Origin of the sequence: Ruoffia halotolerans, assembly GCF_014049385.1 — a bacterium.
Lineage (GTDB): Bacteria > Bacillota > Bacilli > Lactobacillales > Aerococcaceae > Ruoffia > Ruoffia halotolerans.
This window is the reverse complement of record NZ_JACAOA010000012.1, coordinates 20,889-39,346: the sequence shown is the minus strand read 5'-3', so window position 1 is coordinate 39,346 and position 18,458 is coordinate 20,889. Positions and strand designations below refer to the sequence as shown.

Below are 18,458 nucleotides of genomic sequence, written 5' to 3'. Positions count from 1 at the left end.
GCATATCTCACTCAATAAATGTCACATCCTAATCACTACTGAATAGCGTATCATATTCTTAGTAAAATTTCCCCTTATAATGAACAAAATGTTGTCTAAGTAGTGTTGGGGATAGTTAATTCTTACCATGTAATACGATTACATCCAAGGTAATGAAGCCATCAAGCTTTGTCAGTAATGTTTGGTGTTCTTCATCATTTAATTGCCAAGTCAATGGCGTCATAACGACTAAATCTTCCAACTGACTGCTCGTTAACTTTTGCGTCACCTTAATTTCTTTCATCTTGGCTTCTGGATAATGCGTTTTGAAGACCTCGATAACATCTTCATTCGAGTATGGGTGGATATTTCCAATTCCCATATCTATGAGAGCTTGTCTTATCTCTTGTAAATAACCTGAGTTAGGAATAATTTTGATGAGTTCCCCTTCCGGCTTTAAAATACGCTCAAATTCCGAGTAATTGGACGGTGAAAATATTGAAAAGACGATATCTATTTGATGATTAGCTACAGGTAACTCTGCCAAATCCGCAATCATCGATAACATATGCCCATTATAATCTGTGGCTGCTTGAATCGCACTTTTTGCTAAATCAATCCCTATTAAACTGTACTCATTCTCTTTAACTTGGCGACTCATCTGCCACAAGTGACTGCCTTCTCCACTTCCTGCATCAATCATTGAAATATCTTTTCCATGATGTTCACTCAGATACTCTCCAATGTATTCATGCAGAGGTCGATACAGCTTGGTATTTAGAATAATTTCACGTCTTGAGTGAAACAAGGACGCATCATACTTTGTATTCGATGCTTTCTTAGCCATGAAAAAATAGCCTTGTTTCGCCATATCAAAACGGTGACCATTCTTGCACACCAAACTATGCGAGTCTAACTTTAAGGCTTCTAGGCAATGGATACAGCTTAAATTGACAGTTTGATGAGTGTTAAGCCAATGTACGGTTCGGTCTTTCTTATTTAATTCATTTAACTGCGTCATCACGACTTTACCTCCCATTTTTTCTACTTTTTAGATGATTTGTCTTAAAACAAAAAAGTACTGAAGAAATGACTTCTTCAGTACTAAGTTTAATTGCTACTCCATACCACGAATGTCGCGAATCACGTCTGCGATTTGATCTACGTAACGGTCAACACGTTCAGGTGTTGAAGCTTCCGCCATCACACGTAAGATTGGCTCCGTACCACTTGGACGTACTAAGATACGACCGTCGCCATCCATTTCTGCTTCAACTTTAGCGATGATTTCTTTCACTTCTGGCTCATCCATGACAGTATGTTTGTCACGTACACGAATATTCACTAATTTTTGTGGGAAGATAGTTACTTCACCCGCTAATTCTGATAATTTTTTACCAGTTTCACGCATAACAGCCATTAATTGAACGGCTGTTAATAACCCGTCACCCGTTGTATTGTAGTCCAACATCACAATGTGGCCTGATTGCTCTCCACCTAAAGTGTGGTTACCTTCTAGCATTGCTTCGACGACATATCGGTCTCCAACTTTAGTTTTTAACGCTGTCATGTTATTTTCTTCAACAGCTTTATGGAATCCAATGTTACTCATAACTGTTGATACAATTGTATCATTAGCTAAGCGTCCTTGAGATTGTAAATGTTTACCTAAGATAAACATAATTTTATCACCATCAACAATAGCACCTGTCTCATCAACAGCGATTAAACGGTCTCCGTCGCCATCTAAAGCAACTCCAAGGTCTGCGCCTTTTTCTTTAACCATTTCTTGTAAAGCTTCAGGGTGAGTTGATCCGACTCCATTATTGATATTAATTCCGTCGGGACGGTCTCCCATTGTATAGAAATCAGTCTCTAAATCTGCGAATAATTGGTTTACTAATGGGGCTGTTGCTCCATTGGCAGCATCCACACACACTTTTAAATCATCTAAATTCGCTGAGATGGTTGATTGTAAGTACTGAATATATTTGATAGATCCTTCTGGGAAATCATCTGTTACTCCTAAGCCGTCTGCACTTGGGCGAGGTAGTTCATCTGCATCACTATCTAGTAATGCTTCGATTTCTGCTTCTTGATCATCAGATAGTTTAAATCCGTTACTTCCGAAGAATTTAATTCCGTTGTCTTGTGCTGGATTGTGAGAAGCACTGATCATGACTCCGGCAGCTGCTCCTTGAGTTTTTGTTAAATAAGCTACTGCTGGTGTTGAGATGACACCTAAGCGCATAACTTCGATTCCAACAGATAATAATCCTGCTGTCAAAGCGTACTCTAATAATTCTCCAGAGATACGTGTGTCGCGCGCAACTAACACGCGTGGATGTTCAACGTCAGAGTGTTGAAGTAACACATACCCTCCATAACGACCTAATTTAAAAGCTAATTCAGGTGTTAATTCACTATTTGCTACACCTCTGACACCATCTGTTCCAAAATATTTACCCATTATTGATTAATCTCCTAACTTTTCCTATTAGTTATTTCCTGATTCGTCCTCGACATCTTGCGATTCTACAACGGCTAACTCATTACTTTCAGTCGCGTTTCCTTCATCTTCATTTTCAGATTCGGGCCCGTTATTTTCTTCATTTTCTTCGCTTGCCTCATTGGTTTCTTCAGAGCTTTGCTCCTCGTTCTCACTTGAAGCGATTGGTGTGATGCGTACTTCGATTTGGACATCATCACCATTTATAACATTCATACCTTCTGGTACTTGTAATTCACCTGTGATGGTTGTCGATTCTGTTAAACCACTGACATCAGCAACTACGCCAACTGTGTCAACATTCGGTTGACTCCCTTGAATTACCAAGCTCTGAGGCGTAGTAATCGTATATTCATACGTATACATTGCTTGGTCTTCCCCAAAAGGGATGATATGCATACCTACTTCACTTTGAGGTTGTACTACTTCAACTTGTGCTTCGATTTCCGAGACATTTGAATTCACATCTAGTACTTCACCATTAGCATTCACGATTTGTAAAACATATGATCCACTGAAGCTTCTATTGGCTGGTTGTGGATTGGTAATCGTAATATAAACTCGGTCAATTTGTTGAATCGTTTCGACGTCACCAGTTAATTGTATTTCTTGAGGATTTAATGACACACTTTCCACATTAAAGCCGTCCTGAATGGCGTTCGGATCTATTTCATATTCAATTTCAGCCGTAATTTCTTCTAACTGTGATATTTTAACATATCTTCTCGACGGTGTAACTTGATAATCGACTGTATCCGGTAAATCAGAAATGATAAACTGGATTTGTTGCGTTCCAGATGGGATATCTGTTAAGTCCTCTGTTTGAACAGTAATTTCTTTTTCTAACACTTGGTTTATTACATTACGCGGTCCTGTCAATCGTACTTGAACTGATTCTGGTAAGCCACTAATAAAAGTATTTTCTGGAATTTCTCCAACGGTCACCGGGACATTATCAATTGTTTCGGTTACGTTAATACTAGCAAACTGTTGGTTTGCTGCACTTTGAAAGACGAAAGCATTGTTCTCTGATGCGACAAAAATGTACAAGAAAATGGCAATAATCAGAGAAATGAGTCTCACGGCCCATTTATTCTCAAATAGTCCTCTATTCATTATTTATCACCTCTTTGTAAACTGTCATTAAGAAAGTCGCGAATGACTTGCAATATATCTTTCGAATCCTCTTCATCTACAAACAAGTATTCTTCAAGTATGTTTCTAAATTCATTTCGGTCAAGTGCGCGGTTCATCTTATCACCTTTTACTACACTAATATCTCCAGTTTCTTCTGATACGATGACTGTTACCGCATCAGTTACTTCGCTTAAACCAATGGCAGCACGATGCCTTGTTCCTAACTCTTTCGGTATTAACGTACTGTCTGATAGTGGTAGATAACATGAAGCGGCTGCGATTTGATAATCTCTAATGATCACTGCTCCGTCATGTAAAGGTGTATTGGGGATGAATATGTTAATTAACAATTGATTTGTTATTTCTGCGTCAAGTGGTATCCCGGTTGAAATATAATCCCCCAAGCCATCTTGACCTTCAATTGAAATCAAGGCACCAATTTTCCTTTTAGACATATATTGGACTGATTTCTCGATATCATTTATTAACTTCTCACTTGGATTATTCTTACTCTTACGGTTCTTAAACAAGTCACGACCTAATATTTCAAGTGCGCGTCTCAGTTCCGGTTGGAATAGAATAATCATCGCAACAACACCCCAAGATAGTATCTGCCCTAATAGCCAATCCACTGTCTGAAGTCCTGCAAGTGAACTTACACTTTTGGCAATAAGGAAGATCCCTACACCTTTTAAAAGGTTCATCATCTGAGTTCCACGAGCATACATTAATAAGCGATAAATTAAATACCAGACTAATAAAATATCAAGTATTCGAATTATCGGCTGATTCGTCATAAACTGATTCATAAAATCTAACACCATGTCACCTTCTTTCTAATCACTCTCTGATATTATAGCATATCAAACTTTCATACTTAATATTTTGAATCAGAAAATCTAAAATGATTTTCTGAGATGGGGAAGATGTGGTGTTTGGATTGGATCGGTGGGGGTAGTTGGGTTATCGGGACGGGTCATGGGGTGACAAGGGAAATTAGACGGCTAACGGGACACGTCTTACAATGACACGTCCCGTTAGCCAATTTACCTATATTAAAATCACTTGGTTTTAGAATTTTTAAACGGAAATTCAACATTTCCAAGCACATATTCAAAAGAACTATTTTTATTTTCATAGGTTGCGTACCTTCCGCTATACATTTTCAAAATACTTACTAAGTGTGCGTGCGATATACTTTTTACTCACCTGGCCATCAAGAAACACTTCATATTCACTCACAGTGAGCGGTTCTTTGTAACGAATCAGTCCATATTCACATAAAGTACGAACGACTGATTTCTTTTTGGCTTCATGATGGCCATATTGATTACAGATGACTTTATACATTGTTTGCGTTATATCAAAACTGTGACATCTAGCACATTTTACACCTCGTTTCATTTGGTTGAAATCTTTCATCGATTTAGGTATAGGTGGGTTAGGCTTTTCAATTTGAAATTCATTCAGAATTCGTTCTTTTAAAGCGATTGGCGAGATATTAGCTAACGGTAAATGTTGTTCATCACGGGCAATTCCTTTAATCCAATGTATAAATTCTGCACGGTTCATCCCCACTTCTGAGGCATGCTCATCTAAGCGAATCAATCCTTCTGGGTTTACAAATACAAGCTTCCCCTGAACCTTGCCATTATATCTCAAATTATTGAACAACAAATTAACTTTCTCCACCGAGCGTTCCAATTGAATAAAAATGTTTATCGTACCTCGGTGCACGACAGATAAACTGTTTACTTCGTTTTTTGTATTCAAACATAGCAACATCAAAACTTCTTGCGTTTCATTTCCAATCTCATCCATTAGCCATTGGGCAATGCCAAAGCTGGACGTAATTTTTTGTATTTCTAAGGTGGAATCACAGACAACTTGTTTGAGACGGACAATTTCTACTACTTTTTCATAACTAACTGACATTGTTTTCTCCTTCTTTCTTTTAGGCTTTTTTTCCCAACACATTTTTTTAGAGGTTGAGAGAAGTGAAGCTGGATTCTTTTGTTATTTGTTTTGTTGTCAAGGATCGAGTGGCAGTGTTTTTCTCCTTTCTTTTTATTTGCCATTTTTTCAGTGCGTTTTGGTCGTTTGCTGTGGTTATCCCTTAGCTTAGACACAAAGAAAAAACAAGGACGAACGTAGAGAGTTCATATATCCTTGTTTTTTCGACTGGCTATGCTATAACCACTTTCAGCAAGCGGTAGATACGTACAAAATGGACGGTTAAATGAAAAGAACACACAACAATGACAATCGGACATGGTTTTGACAACGAAATGCTTTCCCTTGTCTTCTTTTGACCAATTTTTTCGTATTTACTCTTAAAAGGGAAGGAGGGGAAGGTTATGTATTTTAAAAATAACTGTGGACATGTCTTTGTCGACGGATCAAAAGTAATTGTTGAAACGGATACATTTAAACGAACAACAGAATTTTATTCGATTTTCAATTCATCTATTCAAATGGAATTTAACGACAGTATTGTAGAGTTAGAAATCTATTCAAACGTAAACAAACTAGCAGATGCCCTATTAAAAGAGTATGGTGTAGACTAACCGACATACAACGAGAAAACAATAGCAACAGGTATGCTTTCAGCTGCAGATTAAATTAAAAAAGCTTGAATTGTTGGTAAATCAACAATTCAAGCTTTTAACAGGTATTTTTGTATACAGGTTTCATTTTTTGACTTCTAGCGTTAGCATACTCCAGTTCATGCAAAGTGACTCACCCATTTAGATGATTCATTGATTCACTTTGAGCTAATCATTTTTTATGCTTATCCTTAAAATATAAAGCAACTCTAGCTGATACTCACGTTTTGGGTTTTCAGCAAGTTAATGAGATACAGGTTTTATCGGTATCATTACTTCAAAAACTTGTAACTCCTTTTCCGTTGTAAATACTTCATCTTGCCACAGTAACTCCCAAATATCTCCATCTATTTTTAACTGATGTTGTTCTAAAAATAATGAAACACGTTGAGTAAAATCAAGAATTTGCTGTTTTTTATCGGTAGTAAACCCTGAAAGATAGAGGCCTTCAGGTCGAGTGATAATAAGATTTCTTGGGTAATACGTTAGTCTACTTTTTGGAATCATAATTAAGGCACGGTAAGTAGATTCATGGAACTTTTTATCAGAGATTGATTTTCCTTCACTAATAAATCCAATCGGGTAGCCACTGAATGCTTCTCTGTACTCAAATAATGGATTTATTTTCCGACCCAGAAAAAATGGTTCAAGAAGAGAAACTAGATTATCTGTGTGACAAAATTCGAAACCGATACGGATTCAAAGCCTTGGTGCATGCTAGTTCGTTATTGCCAGGGGCGACTGCAATCAGCCGCAGAACTATAATTGGTGGTCATTAGATCCATGAAAGGAAGTGATTGATATGTCTTATGGAGAAAGTTATCAAGATCGAGGAATGGTGAAATGGGCAGGATTTTATCTATCTGAACATACGGATACATTAAACGACCAGATGACACGAGAAAAAAATTGTCCACAACAAAAAATGCAGATGGACATCGATGAAATCGGGACAATTTTATCCGAAACACAACGGAGGAATAAAGAAATCACCATTCAGATTGAAGAGCGAGATAGTAATGGTTACTATAAACCTGATACTGTTGGGGTCATCAAAGGGTTTGACGAATTGGGTATTTTTGTAGGAAATACAAAAATTGGTTATGATGAGATTCGACACGTGGCATTTTCGAATGACTTGAAATGGTCGGATACGAAACAGTTTAAGATTTAGAGATTCAGTTGATGGGATAAGAGAAATCTACAGGAAAGCCGAAAAGAAGTAAATCTCTTCGGCTTGTCTGTCTAAACTAAAATTAAAGTTTCAATGGGTATCCCATCATAATCAAAATGGCATGTTAGGACTTCTATACTTTTTTTGAAACTTTGCAACAGAACCGAAAAGAATAATGTACAAGTTTGATTTGTCAATTTAGAGAGAAACCCCAAGACTACATAGTAAGAGCTTTTAACATACTAAATTAACTTTGTATGCAGGATGTGTCGAATAATTTAGGATATTTAGTGAGGACATTCAATGTTGAGTGATATAATTCTTTTACTTGATATTTTGACCTATATCTTTATCAGTATCTCTAACACCGATTTTTTTTGATAATCAGAGTATAAAAAAAGAGATTGAAATACTGTAAATGTTACCACTATAAAATGAGAAAGGAATACCTGAGGAATGTTAAATAAACAGATAGTTGAAAAATATAAAGAAATAAAAACTAGCAAAAATATGACGGGAGACTATAAGAAAACATTATTTCATGTGCATACTCCAGCTTCCTATGATTACCGATTCAAGTCGGAATGGAATAGGAATGATTATAAAAGGCTAACTGAACAAAATTTATTTCATGAGCATATTGTTAGTAGTTTTGATAAAGAGATTGCTGCGTTAATTGGCGAAGTACAACTAAACGAAGAATTGGCTATTTTTGAAACGAAAAAGGAATTTTATTCATACTTATTAATAGCAAATCAGTTATTAAAAAATAATTATGAAATTGTAGTTGTAACTGATCATAATACTACGAAAGGGATTGTGAAATTACAAAAAGCTTTAGATAATTATAGAAACAATGTGCACAAGCACTGTAATGTAATTTATGGTATCGAAATTACGTGTGCGGATAGGCTCCACGTTGTGGGGATGTTTCGAGCAGAGCAACTAGGAGAAGTTGAACAGTGGCTATCTGATCATATTATTTCAGAAGAGTATGGCGTCATGAAAAGTAGCTACGATGTCCTTAAAGATTTTTATGATAAACAGTGCTATGCATACATAGCTCATATAAATACTTCAGAATTATTTAGTCAAAAGAATATATATAGCGGTGGGTATAAAAAAGAATTATTAAGCGGTCGCTATTCTAAATTTATCGGGGTTAATTCCGACAAAGAAATTCCAAGATATAATAGTTATTTTACTAGTATATATAAAAGTAATAAGTGCTTTATTTTAGATTGTGATGCTCATTCTCATGAAGAAATCCCATCAGAGAGTATGTGGGTAAAAGTTGCTAACAACTCAACTAACTCCTTTTTTGAAGCTCTAGAAGAGTATCAAATTACAGTTAGTTTAGAAAATCCCCAAATTCCGAATATATTCATCGAGGGGCTACATATCGATTACACTAAAGATGGTTATCTGACTGGGAAGAATAAAACCAATTATTGTGTCCAATATTCCCCGTCGTTAAATAGCTATATAGGAGGGAGAGGAACCGGGAAAAGTACTGCTTTAGATTTAATAAACTTCGTATTGACCCAAGAATTTAAAGATGATAGCCATCTATACTTTTTTAGTCAACATGGGGAAGTATCGGTTTTGGTTCACTACTATAATGAAGAATATATTGTAACTATGGAATTACCACACTTTGGATCTTCGGTAGAATTAATAGCAGATCTTAGCGATCTAGATCCGTCAATCTATAGAGAAAAAATCTACTACAATAAAAATAAGATTAAACAAAAAATTTTGAGAAAATTCGTATCGGTGTATAAAATAACCAAAATAAAATCAAATGAATTCATAGCTGAAAAACAAGCGCATAGAAAAGCTACTATAGAAAAATTCTACGATGATAGGTACTCTATTAATTCACTTGTTGAAAAAGCAAACAACAATGAGTTTGGAGGTTTTATACAAGATTTGTTCTTTAGTGATGGATATCTAGATGCATTAGGAAAAAAAATCAAATTCAACAGTAACAATGGCCTGCTAAAATTCCTGGGTAACATAGGAAAAATTTTGGAAGAAAGAAAAAGTAAAGTTGAATCCAGAATAAATCCCTATAATCTATCTCAAAAAGATAAAATGAGAATTGTCTATATCCAAAAGAATGTAAATGTATATGAATTACCCCATAGTTTGGAAATTCCAAAATCTCGAATTAGTAGAGAATATGACATAACACAAAAAGAAGCAACAGAATACATTCATTACTTAATTAGGACACTCTCTTTTAATGAATTTATAAAACTATGTATTAATAAAACTATGTCTCTAGAGTTTAACCCTATCAGCTCTTTCGCAAGAATTCAAAGAGCACCTAATCTTGATAAAGAGAATTTGACTCCATCAAATAGCTATGACGCAATGGTCGTTTTACTAGACGACTTTTTAAGAGCTAACAATATTAGCAAACTTCTAGCGTATTATAAAAATAAGCTAAATGCTGTGGAAGAGTTCACTATTGAGTTTGATGTCAATGCTTACGAATCTTCTAGGCAGTTAAAAAGTATTTTTAAAGATATTAAAGAATTGTCACTCGGTCAAAAAGTGGTAACTATATTAAATTTAATTTTAAGTCATGGATACTTCTCTAACAATCATAAACCTGTAATCATCGATCAACCAGAAGATAATTTGGATAGCAGGTATATATACAAAAACTTAGTAGAGCAATTACGCCAATTAAAAGAAAAAAGGCAAATAATCATTGCAACTCATAATTCTACCCTTGTTACCAATTCCTTATCGGAAAACGTGATTATAATGGAATCAGATGGAGAGCATGGTTGGATATCGAAATATGGGTATGCTCTAAGTCCACCTATAAAAAAGGAAATTCTGAACATCCTAGAAGGTGGACCAGGCTCCTTTAAACACAGACAGAGCGTTTTTAACGACGTAATTAGTTAAATCGAGTTTAATTGTATTCGGATAATATTTGTCTCAAATTTTTCTCTACGTATCGTTTATAAAAATAAGGGTTAAACCTCTAATGCTGTTTCCGAAAGGAAGCGGCATTTTAATTACGTTTTTCAATTATTGTAAATATAAATCCTAGTAACCATAGTCATAACTCAAGAGTATTGACTATGCTTCCGAGGTCCAGTAAAATCAAGGGAAATAAAGGTGTCATAACTTATGTTCAAAAAGGGGGGTAAAAAAAGATGAAATATGGTTACGCACGGGTGAGTACCCGCCAGCAAGATCTGGAAGGGCAGCTGCGTCAACTCGAGGAGGAACGCTGCGATTGGGTTTACTTCGAGAAAATTACGGGAACAAAAAGTGATCGCCCCGAATTCCAAAAACTCCTTCAGGAAATTGAGACAGGGGATACTTTGGTTGTGACGAAGTTGGACCGCTTCGCTCGCAGCACGCAACACGCATTGAACACGATCAAACTTTTATTTGAGAAGGGCGTGCGGATCAATGTGTTGAATCTGAGGTTTATTGAAAATACGTCCACGGGAAGATTGATCTTCACGATTTTCAGTGCTTTTGCGGATTTTGAACGGGATCTGATTGTGGAGCGTACACAAGAGGGAAAAGAATTGGCCAAACAGAAACCCGACTTCCGGGAAGGGCGACCGAAAAAATTCAGCCAGCAACAAATCAATTTGGCTATGAACCTATTGGAGGACCATTCCTATAAAGAAGTAGAGAAAATGACCGGAATCAGTAAGAGCACTTTGACGCGTAATAAAAGAAAAATTATAAAAACATCAGGTAATAAGCTGAGTGATTAGATAATTTGCTATACTAAAAATTATCCAAGTCAAAAAGGAGTGATTTACATGGAATGGTACGAGAATCGAATTTTATCTGCAATAAATGGGACTAATCCAATGCTGATAAAAGAATTAAAAGGTGGCTATGCTGTTTTTGGAGATGTTCAATTTTTACCTGGCTACTGTGTGCTATTACCCAAAAAAGAAGTTAACTCTTTGAATGTTTTGTCTTTAGAGGAACGCGAACAGTTTCTTTCCGACATGAGTATTCTAGGAGATGCTATTATTCATAGTTGCACACCTACTAGAGTTAATTATGACATTTTAGGAAATACTGATAATTTTTTGCATGCCCATGTTTTTCCACGTTATGATTGGGAAAGTAAAGAACGACAAAAAATGCCTGTGTGGCTATATGATAGTTCCAACTGGCACAATAAAGAAACCTCCTATAACCCTATAAAGCATGATGAAATACGTAATAGCATTCAAGAGTATTTGAACAAGAATTATGAATAAGAGTTATTTAGTCGTGTAATTAAACATAAGAAACCATCTGCTGTACAGTGTTTAAGTACGGACTCATGTAGTATCCCAAATTCCGGGGAAAGTTTACCTAGTTCTGCTAAATTTAGATGTTAGCGATAATCAAGATAGTATATCTCTTATTTTATTCAATAACATCCTGACAAAAGTACTTACGGTCTGGAAAGGAATAAATAACTGAATTACCAAAAATTGACCTCGCTGGAAGAGCTGTATTATTATAAAAACAATAAGAACTATAGAATCGTTATTATTTCCGCTTTCTCTTGTGTGTAGAACCAATATTTGAGAAAGAGGGGCTATAAAAATTAACCTGCTACGAAAGTGAATGGAATGGCAACCCTTTTTTTGACAAAAATTATAAAGTGTAAAAAACAAGTACTTGTTATCTAATCCGATTGTCCTTGACAACGAGCCACCATGGACGCGGAACAACCGTGGCGAAGCAACGATTAAATGTATCGGCCACTACGCAACGCTACCACATCCATGCTCATTATCAAGGATTCGCTCCGCCAATCTCAGATTTCGAATGCCGATTAGTGTCTCATATCCCAAAGAACCATGTAACCGAAGATAATTCCACCAATTGACGTAATCAAATAATTGCAGTTTGAGTTGATTCAATGTGTCAAATGTATTCGGATAAACAAATTCTACTTTAAATGATTTATAGGTTGACTCTGCCACTGCATTGTCATAAGGACAGCCTTTCTTGCTCAGTGATCGTTCGATGTCAAATGTCTCTAAGATCGTATCAATCAGTTTATTATCAAATTCTTTCCCACGATCTGTATGGAAGATTTTTACTTCAGTCAAAGGATGGGAGATAGTTTGGAAAGCACTTTTGACCAACGGTGCATCTTTGTTCGGACCACAGGAATGACCAATGATCTCACGATTGAATAAATCAATAATGAAACAAACATAACACCACGTTGTGCCAACTCTTACATAGGTCAGATCCGTGATGATTGCTTCCAAAGGTTCACGTTCAGTGAAGGCACGATCCAAGGTATTTTCAATATCGGAGTGATTGACATTCGATGTATGCTTTCGATAATTTGCCTTTGTATAATTTGATTTCAAGCCTCGTCTGTTCATGATTTGACTGATTTTGCGACGACTAACTAGGATATCACGTTTTGCCAGAGCAGCTTTGATTTTCCGCGTACCATAGTTCTTGCGGCTGCGATTGAATTCTTCTGTTACGGCGGCTTCAAGCGCAGCTTCACTCGGCTTTTCCTTTGTTTTGTAGTAATAGGTTTGACGGGAAATATTTAATAATTTACACATCGCTGATATGGAATATGTATGCTTGTTTGCATCAATCACTTGTCTTTTCGTCCGAATATCAGCGCTGCTTGCTTTAAACTATCATTCTCCATCTCAAGTTGTTGGTTTTGTTTGCGTAAGGCTATAAGCTCTTTTTCCGTTGGGGTCAGATTATCGGCTTCTTTGAATGAACCTGTCTTTTTTGCCTGACGGACCCATTTGTCAAAAGACGATGGTGTTAGTTCATATTCTCTGATGATATCGGCCCTTGGTTTTCCAGAGTTTAGTAAATCGACCATTTGTTGTTTAAATTCTTGCGTATAGGTTCTGCGTTCTCTTCTTTGCGACATAAAATGATTCCTCCAGTGTGTTTTCTTATAGTTTACACACCTTATATTTTCTGTCTAGTTTATTGTAGCCTATCCAGATTTATGGTTTTCATTTATTGTACCTTTCTCTCTAGTTCTCTTTAAAGTAATTTTGGTATAAAATTTATTGTCTTTTACACTATAGTACAACCTTTATCTATCTAGTAAAAAAAGGCCCACTAAACTAATTGATTAGTTAGGAGCCTATTATAGATATATTTTCAACTCGCTTTTAAGCAAATTCTACTACCAGCTTTTTACCTAATGCTCTGGCGATATCATCAAGTTTATCGAAAGATACGTTATCCCCTCTCTCAATTCGAGCAATAGTAGATTGAGTTGTATGTGCTTTTTGTGCAAGCTCCGCTTGAGTTAGCCCTGCTTCCTCCCGAGCATGATAAAGAGCAACCGCAGTTTCGAGTTTTCTTCCTTCACGGTCATATGCTTCTGCAAAATCTTTATCTTTTTTCTTTTCTTCAATCAATTTTTTAATCATCATTTGTGAACCACTCCTCTCTAAGTTCTTTTGCATGCTTGAGTTCAGTTATTGGTGTTTTCTCCGTTTTTTTAGTAAATCCGTGAGTAATGACATACCTTCCATTGTCCACATGGAAATAGATGGCTCTTTGGATGTTTGATCCTACCTTACTTCTTAATTCGTACAAATTAGTGTCTAATTTTTTCACCCATTTCAACCGTTGAGCTACTAGCATCCCATTCTTTTCTGTTTCTTCTATTGTACGTAAAAGCTTCGCACTATCTTTTTTTGATAATGTTTCCAACCATTCTAAAAATTCATCATGACCATTAGGTCTTTTAAATGTTTCAAAAGATATTTTTTCCATACCCAATTATATCATATATTGATTTTATATTATAGTATATAACATAAAAATTCGAATTGTATACTATAAAATATGCATTTTATTATCTATTTAATCCTTTATACTTAGTAAACAAATACTCGCACAAAACCATAGAAGAATTTGCAACAAGAATTGCTTCTTCTTCCTTAATACTTTTGTTTAATAACTCTCCATTCGCCAATGCTTGTTGATACTGATGGGCAAACTCCGTTGCATAATTCTTTGCATCGATAATATAAACCCCACTCCCAGATAAGACTACAAGATCAAGTTGTGTTGTTCTCCCAGCATATATCCATATATCATGAAGATACACCCAATTCACATTCCCATATTTGACTAGTGATTGATAAACTTCCGCTTCACCCTTGAATCCATCCATATTGACTTGAAACTATCCATTTCTTTTTGAGTTAAACCTTCTCGGTAATAACTCTCTTCTTGTAGATGAAGTTCTAAATTTTCAGTAACATCATTTTCTCCCTTTCCACAAATAGTTACAAATATAGATACAAGAAAAAGAGCTATTTTCATTTTTTTATTTTAAAATAATTAAAAAAACCTACGAGCATTTGCTGCTAGTAGGTTAATTTTCTGGATGTGGTGGGTCGCCGTATTTTCTAAAATACTGACGCTTCAATGTAAAGTGTTCCGGAACGTGATCAATGCCACCTTCTGCAAATGGGTGACAGCGACAAATTCGAGCCACGCCCATCGTCGTTCCCTTCACCGCGCCATGCTTTTCAACGGCTTCAATCATATAACTCGAACAAGTTGGATAATAACGGCAACTTGATGGAAGTCCGGGTGAGATAAATTTTTGGTAAAATCTCACAGGTTTGATAATAATATTTTTAATGTTCTTCACCTTCTATTAACTAAAATAATCAAAAATAACTTGGATAAAATTCGATGTGAAATACGTATAAATGAAAACCGATACAGGTCGATAGGCAATGACCATCCCAATAAACTGTTTAAACCGCATATTGGACACCCCAGCAATCATACAAAAGATATCATCTGGGAAGATTGGCGCGAGAAAGCCAATCCGAAGGAGGCGTTTAAAACGATGGCCATGATTCATAATTCCCATATACTTTATATAATCATCGTCTGAAATAAAAGCTCGTATCACTGCGTGACCGAAACGCGCGCCAATCACAAAGTTAATCGCCGATCCAATAATCATCCCCATAGTATTGAACAGAAACCCCCACAGATGCCCAAAAAGTAAATCCCCAATAACATTGGTCAGTCCTAAAGGAATGATCGGGTAAATTATTTGACTAATTTGAACTAAAATAAAGATAATCGGCGCCATAAAGCCTAATCTCCTCAGAAAATCAGAAAAGCCACCGTCTGGTTGGAAGTATTCGGATTGGCTAATGTAGATTGAACCGACAATTGTAATAATAACACCAATGACTGTCGTGAAGCGAATGATGCGCCGCTTCGTTTCGATAGTTAGTTTCATACACGTACTCCTAAAAATTTTTGGGGTGAGTTGATTCTTTCATCTACTTAAAACGCATTGTATACTCTATAATATATTGTAACGCAATTAAATCTTTAAGTGGAGGGAATTTTTTGGAAAAATTAAAACAACTTGTAAATGAAATGAATAAACATGACATTAATAATATGATTATTACAGATACATACAGTATTCGCTATTTAATCGGTTATTATACACAACCTGGTGAACGGTTATTAGCTTTCATCGCTACCGCAGCTGATAAACATTATTTAGTGCTAAATAACTTATTCCCACGTGCTGATGAAAATGATGCTTATTCAGTCATTTATTATCATGATGGCGAAGCGATTATGGAACAAATTGCTGAAATCTTAACGGATGGTGTAACGAGTATCGATAAAGTATGGCCAAGTCACTTCTTACTTGAATTAATGGGTATCAAGAAAGACTTACAACCAGTCAATGCTTCTTATATCTTAGACGATATCCGAGCAATTAAATCAGATGGAGAAATTGATATCATGCGTGAAGCTTCTCTGTTAAATGATCAAGTCATGGAAAAATTAATCGACTCTTTAACTACTGGTAAAACAGAAGCTGAATACGCTGAAGAATTAGCTCGGTACTATAAAGAATCCGGTCATTCGGGATTTGCATTTGAGCCTATTGTTGGTTACGGACCAAACGGTGCCGATCCTCATCACACAACCGACGATTCATTACCAAACGTTGGAGACCCAGTCGTTCTTGATATTGGCGGGATGTATAAAGGTTACGCTTCCGATATGACTCGAACAGTATTCTATGGTGAACCAAGTGAAGAAGCTATGGAAGTATATGATATTGTTCGCCAAGCAAATCTAGCGGGAATAGCTGCGGTTAAACCTGGTGTTCCGTTAAGTAGTATAGATTTAGCAGCACGTAAAGTGATTAACGATGCTGGTTACGGTGAATACTTTACACACCGTTTAGGACATTTCATCGGTCAAGAAGCGCATGAGGCTGGTGATGTATCACAATACAATGATGAATTAACTAAGGTAGGACAGGTATTCTCAATTGAACCTGGTGTTTATTTACCAGGAAAATTCGGTGTTCGAATTGAAGATTTAGTTGTTGTTACTGAAGATGGTTGTGAAGTTTTAAACCACGTGACAAAAGAACCTCTTATCATCGAAGTTAATTAAATACAAAAACTAGGACGGTCTGGAATGACCCGTCCTAGTTTTTTTATTATAAAGTATCTACAATTGAAGTATCTAAGTATCCAGCATCTTCTAATTGCTTAGACAGTTGAAGTAGTAAGTACTCTCCACCTTTTCGTGTTGAAAATTGAGCACCTAACGGTAACCCATTATCTAGTTTATGCACTGGTAAACTAATTGCAGGTTGACCGGTTAGATTCATTTGCTGAGTAAACGGTGTCCATGCTAAACTTTCTGCAAACATTTCCCAAACTAGATGTTGTTGCTGCTGAACATCAAACTGTTCAATATTCCTTAAGTCATTCAACAGTTTATCCCCCTTAGCAAAAGCAGTATGTAGTGGTGCTGGTCCGTTTGTTGCTGGCATTAACAGTAAATCATAATCCTTGAAGAAGGCTTCAGATACAGCGGTTATGTCATCCCAATAAGATAAAACTTCAGAATACTCTACTCCGCTAATATTTAAACCTAACTGGTAAATTGCCCAACTCATTAATTCCATGTCATCTTGTGTCATTGGTCTGTTTAATACCTGTTCAAACCCTTTAAGCATCGAAGCAGTTTCAACACCATTTACTTTATAGTACGTTTGCATTGCTTTAACACCATCGATTTCAGGCTCTGCTTCAACCAATGTATGTCCTAATGATTCTAATACACGAATTGTTTCTTGCATTAAATTTTGTGCTTCCTTTGTCATTGGTTGTCCGATTGGTGTATTCATTGAATATGCAATACGAAGTGGTTGCTCTAAATCTTCTAGTAACTCATGTGGTATTCGCGGTAATATAAAAGGGGCTTCAAACTGTTCGGTCTGCATCCATTTTAGTAATGTCCATGTATCTCGAACTGATTTAGTCAATGCAAAATTCACGGACGCCCCTTGCCAGCTTCGGTAATCGCTTGGTCCAACCGGTATGCGTCCACGACTTGTTTTTAAACCGATTAAACCACTAAAAGATGCAGGAATTCGAATAGAGCCTCCTCCATCACTCGCCGTGACGATGGGAACAATTCCTGCTTTCAATGCTGCCGCCCCTCCACCACTAGATCCTCCAGGGTTTCGTTTTAAATCTAAAGGTGAATTTACACGACCTGTCCACTCAGAATCACTGACATTCTTAAAACCAAATTCTGGAACATTCGTCCTACCTACAACAATAAAGCCAGCAGATTCAATACTCTTGGTGAAATTGTCCGTTTGTGTCGCTTCAAATTGATCCATTAAACGGGCTCCGCTTGTTGATTTTTGCCCTGTTTGATTTTGTCCTAAATCTTTTAATAGGATGGGGACACCGAAGAATGGGGGTAAATCTCCATAGCTTCCGGTGTCTAACTGTTCAAAGTAGTGATCAAAGCGATTAGCTATACTCCTTGCAAATTCATATTGCTTGTGTACAACGGCATTCAATGTATCGTTCCACTCTTCAATATTTTGAATGGCTTTTTCCACCAATTCTGTCGCTGTTGTTTCACCACTTTTTATTAATTGTGCATAGTAAGTTGCATCTTCTTTAAATAACATCTCATCTCTCCTTAAGTATATATAAAAACACCACTTCCCTCTCTCAAT

The 18,458-nt window shown here is 36.3% G+C and carries 19 protein-coding genes; 6 read left to right on the top strand and 13 right to left on the bottom strand.

Annotated features, from left to right (window positions below):
- Positions 1 to 115 precede the first annotated feature (115 nt).
- The 5 genes from HW423_RS05915 to HW423_RS05895 form a co-directional block, all read right to left on the bottom strand.
- Positions 116 to 1,000: a methyltransferase domain-containing protein gene (locus HW423_RS05915; RefSeq protein ID WP_218931013.1), complete on the bottom strand. Its 885-nt coding sequence runs from the start codon at positions 998 to 1,000 to the stop codon at positions 116 to 118.
- A gap of 96 nt (positions 1,001 to 1,096) precedes the next feature.
- Entirely contained in the window at positions 1,097 to 2,449 is a 1,353-nt protein-coding gene (gene glmM / locus HW423_RS05910; protein WP_218931012.1) for a phosphoglucosamine mutase, read from the bottom strand.
- Between the two features lie 27 nt (positions 2,450 to 2,476).
- Positions 2,477 to 3,604 (bottom strand): CdaR family protein, encoded by a 1,128-nt coding sequence (locus HW423_RS05905; RefSeq protein ID WP_218931011.1) that lies wholly within the window; start codon positions 3,602 to 3,604, stop codon positions 2,477 to 2,479.
- Positions 3,604 to 4,449 (bottom strand): diadenylate cyclase CdaA, encoded by an 846-nt coding sequence (cdaA, locus tag HW423_RS05900; protein WP_218931010.1) that lies wholly within the window; start codon positions 4,447 to 4,449, stop codon positions 3,604 to 3,606. The genes HW423_RS05905 and cdaA overlap by 1 nt, the downstream gene beginning before the upstream one ends.
- 331 nt (positions 4,450 to 4,780) lie before the next feature.
- Positions 4,781 to 5,560: a JAB domain-containing protein gene (locus tag HW423_RS05895; RefSeq protein ID WP_218931009.1), complete on the bottom strand. Its 780-nt coding sequence runs from the start codon at positions 5,558 to 5,560 to the stop codon at positions 4,781 to 4,783.
- A gap of 422 nt (positions 5,561 to 5,982) precedes the next feature.
- Here HW423_RS05895 and HW423_RS05890 point away from each other — a divergent pair, with 422 nt between their 5' ends.
- Complete coding sequence (locus HW423_RS05890; protein WP_031644640.1) at positions 5,983 to 6,192, top strand: hypothetical protein; 210 nt, start codon at positions 5,983 to 5,985, stop codon at positions 6,190 to 6,192.
- Between the two features lie 282 nt (positions 6,193 to 6,474).
- On the opposite strand, the gene HW423_RS05885 is transcribed toward HW423_RS05890, so the two are convergent.
- The gene (locus tag HW423_RS05885; protein ID WP_218931008.1) at positions 6,475 to 6,738 is read right to left on the bottom strand and encodes a hypothetical protein; all 264 of its coding nucleotides are present in this window, start codon (positions 6,736 to 6,738) and stop codon (positions 6,475 to 6,477) included.
- A gap of 295 nt (positions 6,739 to 7,033) precedes the next feature.
- Here HW423_RS05885 and HW423_RS05880 point away from each other — a divergent pair, with 295 nt between their 5' ends.
- The 4 genes from HW423_RS05880 (at position 7,034) to HW423_RS05865 (ending at position 11,664) form a co-directional block, all read left to right on the top strand.
- Complete coding sequence (locus HW423_RS05880; protein ID WP_218931007.1) at positions 7,034 to 7,405, top strand: hypothetical protein; 372 nt, start codon at positions 7,034 to 7,036, stop codon at positions 7,403 to 7,405.
- A 456-nt stretch (positions 7,406 to 7,861) separates the two neighbouring features.
- A complete protein-coding gene (locus HW423_RS11130) occupies positions 7,862 to 10,330 on the top strand; it encodes a Spaf_1101 family AAA-like ATPase (protein WP_235956330.1) in 2,469 nt (822 codons plus the stop codon).
- Between the two features lie 254 nt (positions 10,331 to 10,584).
- Positions 10,585 to 11,163 (top strand): recombinase family protein, encoded by a 579-nt coding sequence (locus HW423_RS05870; protein ID WP_218931006.1) that lies wholly within the window; start codon positions 10,585 to 10,587, stop codon positions 11,161 to 11,163.
- 48 nt (positions 11,164 to 11,211) lie between these two features.
- Positions 11,212 to 11,664 (top strand): HIT family protein, encoded by a 453-nt coding sequence (locus tag HW423_RS05865; RefSeq protein ID WP_176244428.1) that lies wholly within the window; start codon positions 11,212 to 11,214, stop codon positions 11,662 to 11,664.
- A gap of 495 nt (positions 11,665 to 12,159) precedes the next feature.
- Here the strand turns inward: HW423_RS05865 and HW423_RS05860 are convergent.
- The 6 genes from HW423_RS05860 to HW423_RS05835 all read right to left on the bottom strand — a co-directional run bounded on the left by HW423_RS05860 (position 12,160) and on the right by HW423_RS05835 (position 15,677).
- Positions 12,160 to 13,316 (bottom strand): IS3 family transposase gene (locus tag HW423_RS05860; RefSeq protein WP_218931005.1). Its coding sequence is split into 2 segments (ribosomal slippage): positions 12,160 to 13,037 and positions 13,037 to 13,316, totalling 1,158 coding nucleotides; the frame shifts between segments, so codons are not numbered across the junction.
- A 250-nt stretch (positions 13,317 to 13,566) separates the two neighbouring features.
- Entirely contained in the window at positions 13,567 to 13,833 is a 267-nt protein-coding gene (locus tag HW423_RS05855) for a helix-turn-helix domain-containing protein (protein ID WP_002339787.1), read from the bottom strand.
- Complete coding sequence (locus HW423_RS05850; RefSeq protein ID WP_218931004.1) at positions 13,823 to 14,179, bottom strand: type II toxin-antitoxin system RelE/ParE family toxin; 357 nt, start codon at positions 14,177 to 14,179, stop codon at positions 13,823 to 13,825. The genes HW423_RS05855 and HW423_RS05850 overlap by 11 nt, the downstream gene beginning before the upstream one ends.
- 82 nt (positions 14,180 to 14,261) lie before the next feature.
- The gene (locus tag HW423_RS05845; RefSeq protein WP_218931003.1) at positions 14,262 to 14,582 is read right to left on the bottom strand and encodes a nuclease-related domain-containing protein; all 321 of its coding nucleotides are present in this window, start codon (positions 14,580 to 14,582) and stop codon (positions 14,262 to 14,264) included.
- Positions 14,583 to 14,786: 204 nt separating this feature from the next.
- Complete coding sequence (yidD, locus tag HW423_RS05840) at positions 14,787 to 15,059, bottom strand: membrane protein insertion efficiency factor YidD (RefSeq protein ID WP_218931033.1); 273 nt, start codon at positions 15,057 to 15,059, stop codon at positions 14,787 to 14,789.
- 15 nt (positions 15,060 to 15,074) lie between these two features.
- Entirely contained in the window at positions 15,075 to 15,677 is a 603-nt protein-coding gene (locus tag HW423_RS05835; RefSeq protein WP_218931002.1) for a TVP38/TMEM64 family protein, read from the bottom strand.
- 113 nt (positions 15,678 to 15,790) lie between these two features.
- Between HW423_RS05835 and HW423_RS05830 the strand changes: the two genes are divergently transcribed.
- Entirely contained in the window at positions 15,791 to 16,867 is a 1,077-nt protein-coding gene (locus tag HW423_RS05830) for a M24 family metallopeptidase (protein WP_235956328.1), read from the top strand.
- Between the two features lie 46 nt (positions 16,868 to 16,913).
- On the opposite strand, the gene HW423_RS05825 is transcribed toward HW423_RS05830, so the two are convergent.
- The gene (locus tag HW423_RS05825) at positions 16,914 to 18,410 is read right to left on the bottom strand and encodes an amidase (protein WP_218931001.1); all 1,497 of its coding nucleotides are present in this window, start codon (positions 18,408 to 18,410) and stop codon (positions 16,914 to 16,916) included.
- Positions 18,411 to 18,458 lie beyond the last annotated feature (48 nt).

Bases quoted from the DNA above. Each gene is read 5' to 3' on its own strand.
- HW423_RS05855 (WP_002339787.1), bottom strand. From the start codon at position 13,833: ATGATGATTAAAAAATTGATTGAAGAAAAGAAAAAAGATAAAGATTTT.
- HW423_RS05880 (WP_218931007.1), top strand. From the start codon at position 7,034: ATGTCTTATGGAGAAAGTTATCAAGATCGAGGAATGGTGAAATGGGCA.
- HW423_RS05870 (WP_218931006.1), top strand. From the start codon at position 10,585: ATGAAATATGGTTACGCACGGGTGAGTACCCGCCAGCAAGATCTGGAA.
- HW423_RS05835 (WP_218931002.1), bottom strand. From the start codon at position 15,677: ATGAAACTAACTATCGAAACGAAGCGGCGCATCATTCGCTTCACGACA.
- HW423_RS05845 (WP_218931003.1), bottom strand. From the start codon at position 14,582: ATGGATGGATTCAAGGGTGAAGCGGAAGTTTATCAATCACTAGTCAAA.
- HW423_RS05850 (WP_218931004.1), bottom strand. From the start codon at position 14,179: ATGGAAAAAATATCTTTTGAAACATTTAAAAGACCTAATGGTCATGAT.
- HW423_RS05825 (WP_218931001.1), bottom strand. From the start codon at position 18,410: ATGTTATTTAAAGAAGATGCAACTTACTATGCACAATTAATAAAAAGT.
- HW423_RS05915 (WP_218931013.1), bottom strand. From the start codon at position 1,000: ATGACGCAGTTAAATGAATTAAATAAGAAAGACCGAACCGTACATTGG.
- HW423_RS05885 (WP_218931008.1), bottom strand. From the start codon at position 6,738: ATGATTCCAAAAAGTAGACTAACGTATTACCCAAGAAATCTTATTATC.
- HW423_RS05905 (WP_218931011.1), bottom strand. From the start codon at position 3,604: ATGAATAGAGGACTATTTGAGAATAAATGGGCCGTGAGACTCATTTCT.
- HW423_RS05895 (WP_218931009.1), bottom strand. From the start codon at position 5,560: ATGTCAGTTAGTTATGAAAAAGTAGTAGAAATTGTCCGTCTCAAACAA.
- cdaA (WP_218931010.1), bottom strand. From the start codon at position 4,449: ATGGTGTTAGATTTTATGAATCAGTTTATGACGAATCAGCCGATAATT.
- HW423_RS11130 (WP_235956330.1), top strand. From the start codon at position 7,862: ATGTTAAATAAACAGATAGTTGAAAAATATAAAGAAATAAAAACTAGC.
- HW423_RS05890 (WP_031644640.1), top strand. From the start codon at position 5,983: ATGTATTTTAAAAATAACTGTGGACATGTCTTTGTCGACGGATCAAAA.
- HW423_RS05865 (WP_176244428.1), top strand. From the start codon at position 11,212: ATGGAATGGTACGAGAATCGAATTTTATCTGCAATAAATGGGACTAAT.
- glmM (WP_218931012.1), bottom strand. From the start codon at position 2,449: ATGGGTAAATATTTTGGAACAGATGGTGTCAGAGGTGTAGCAAATAGT.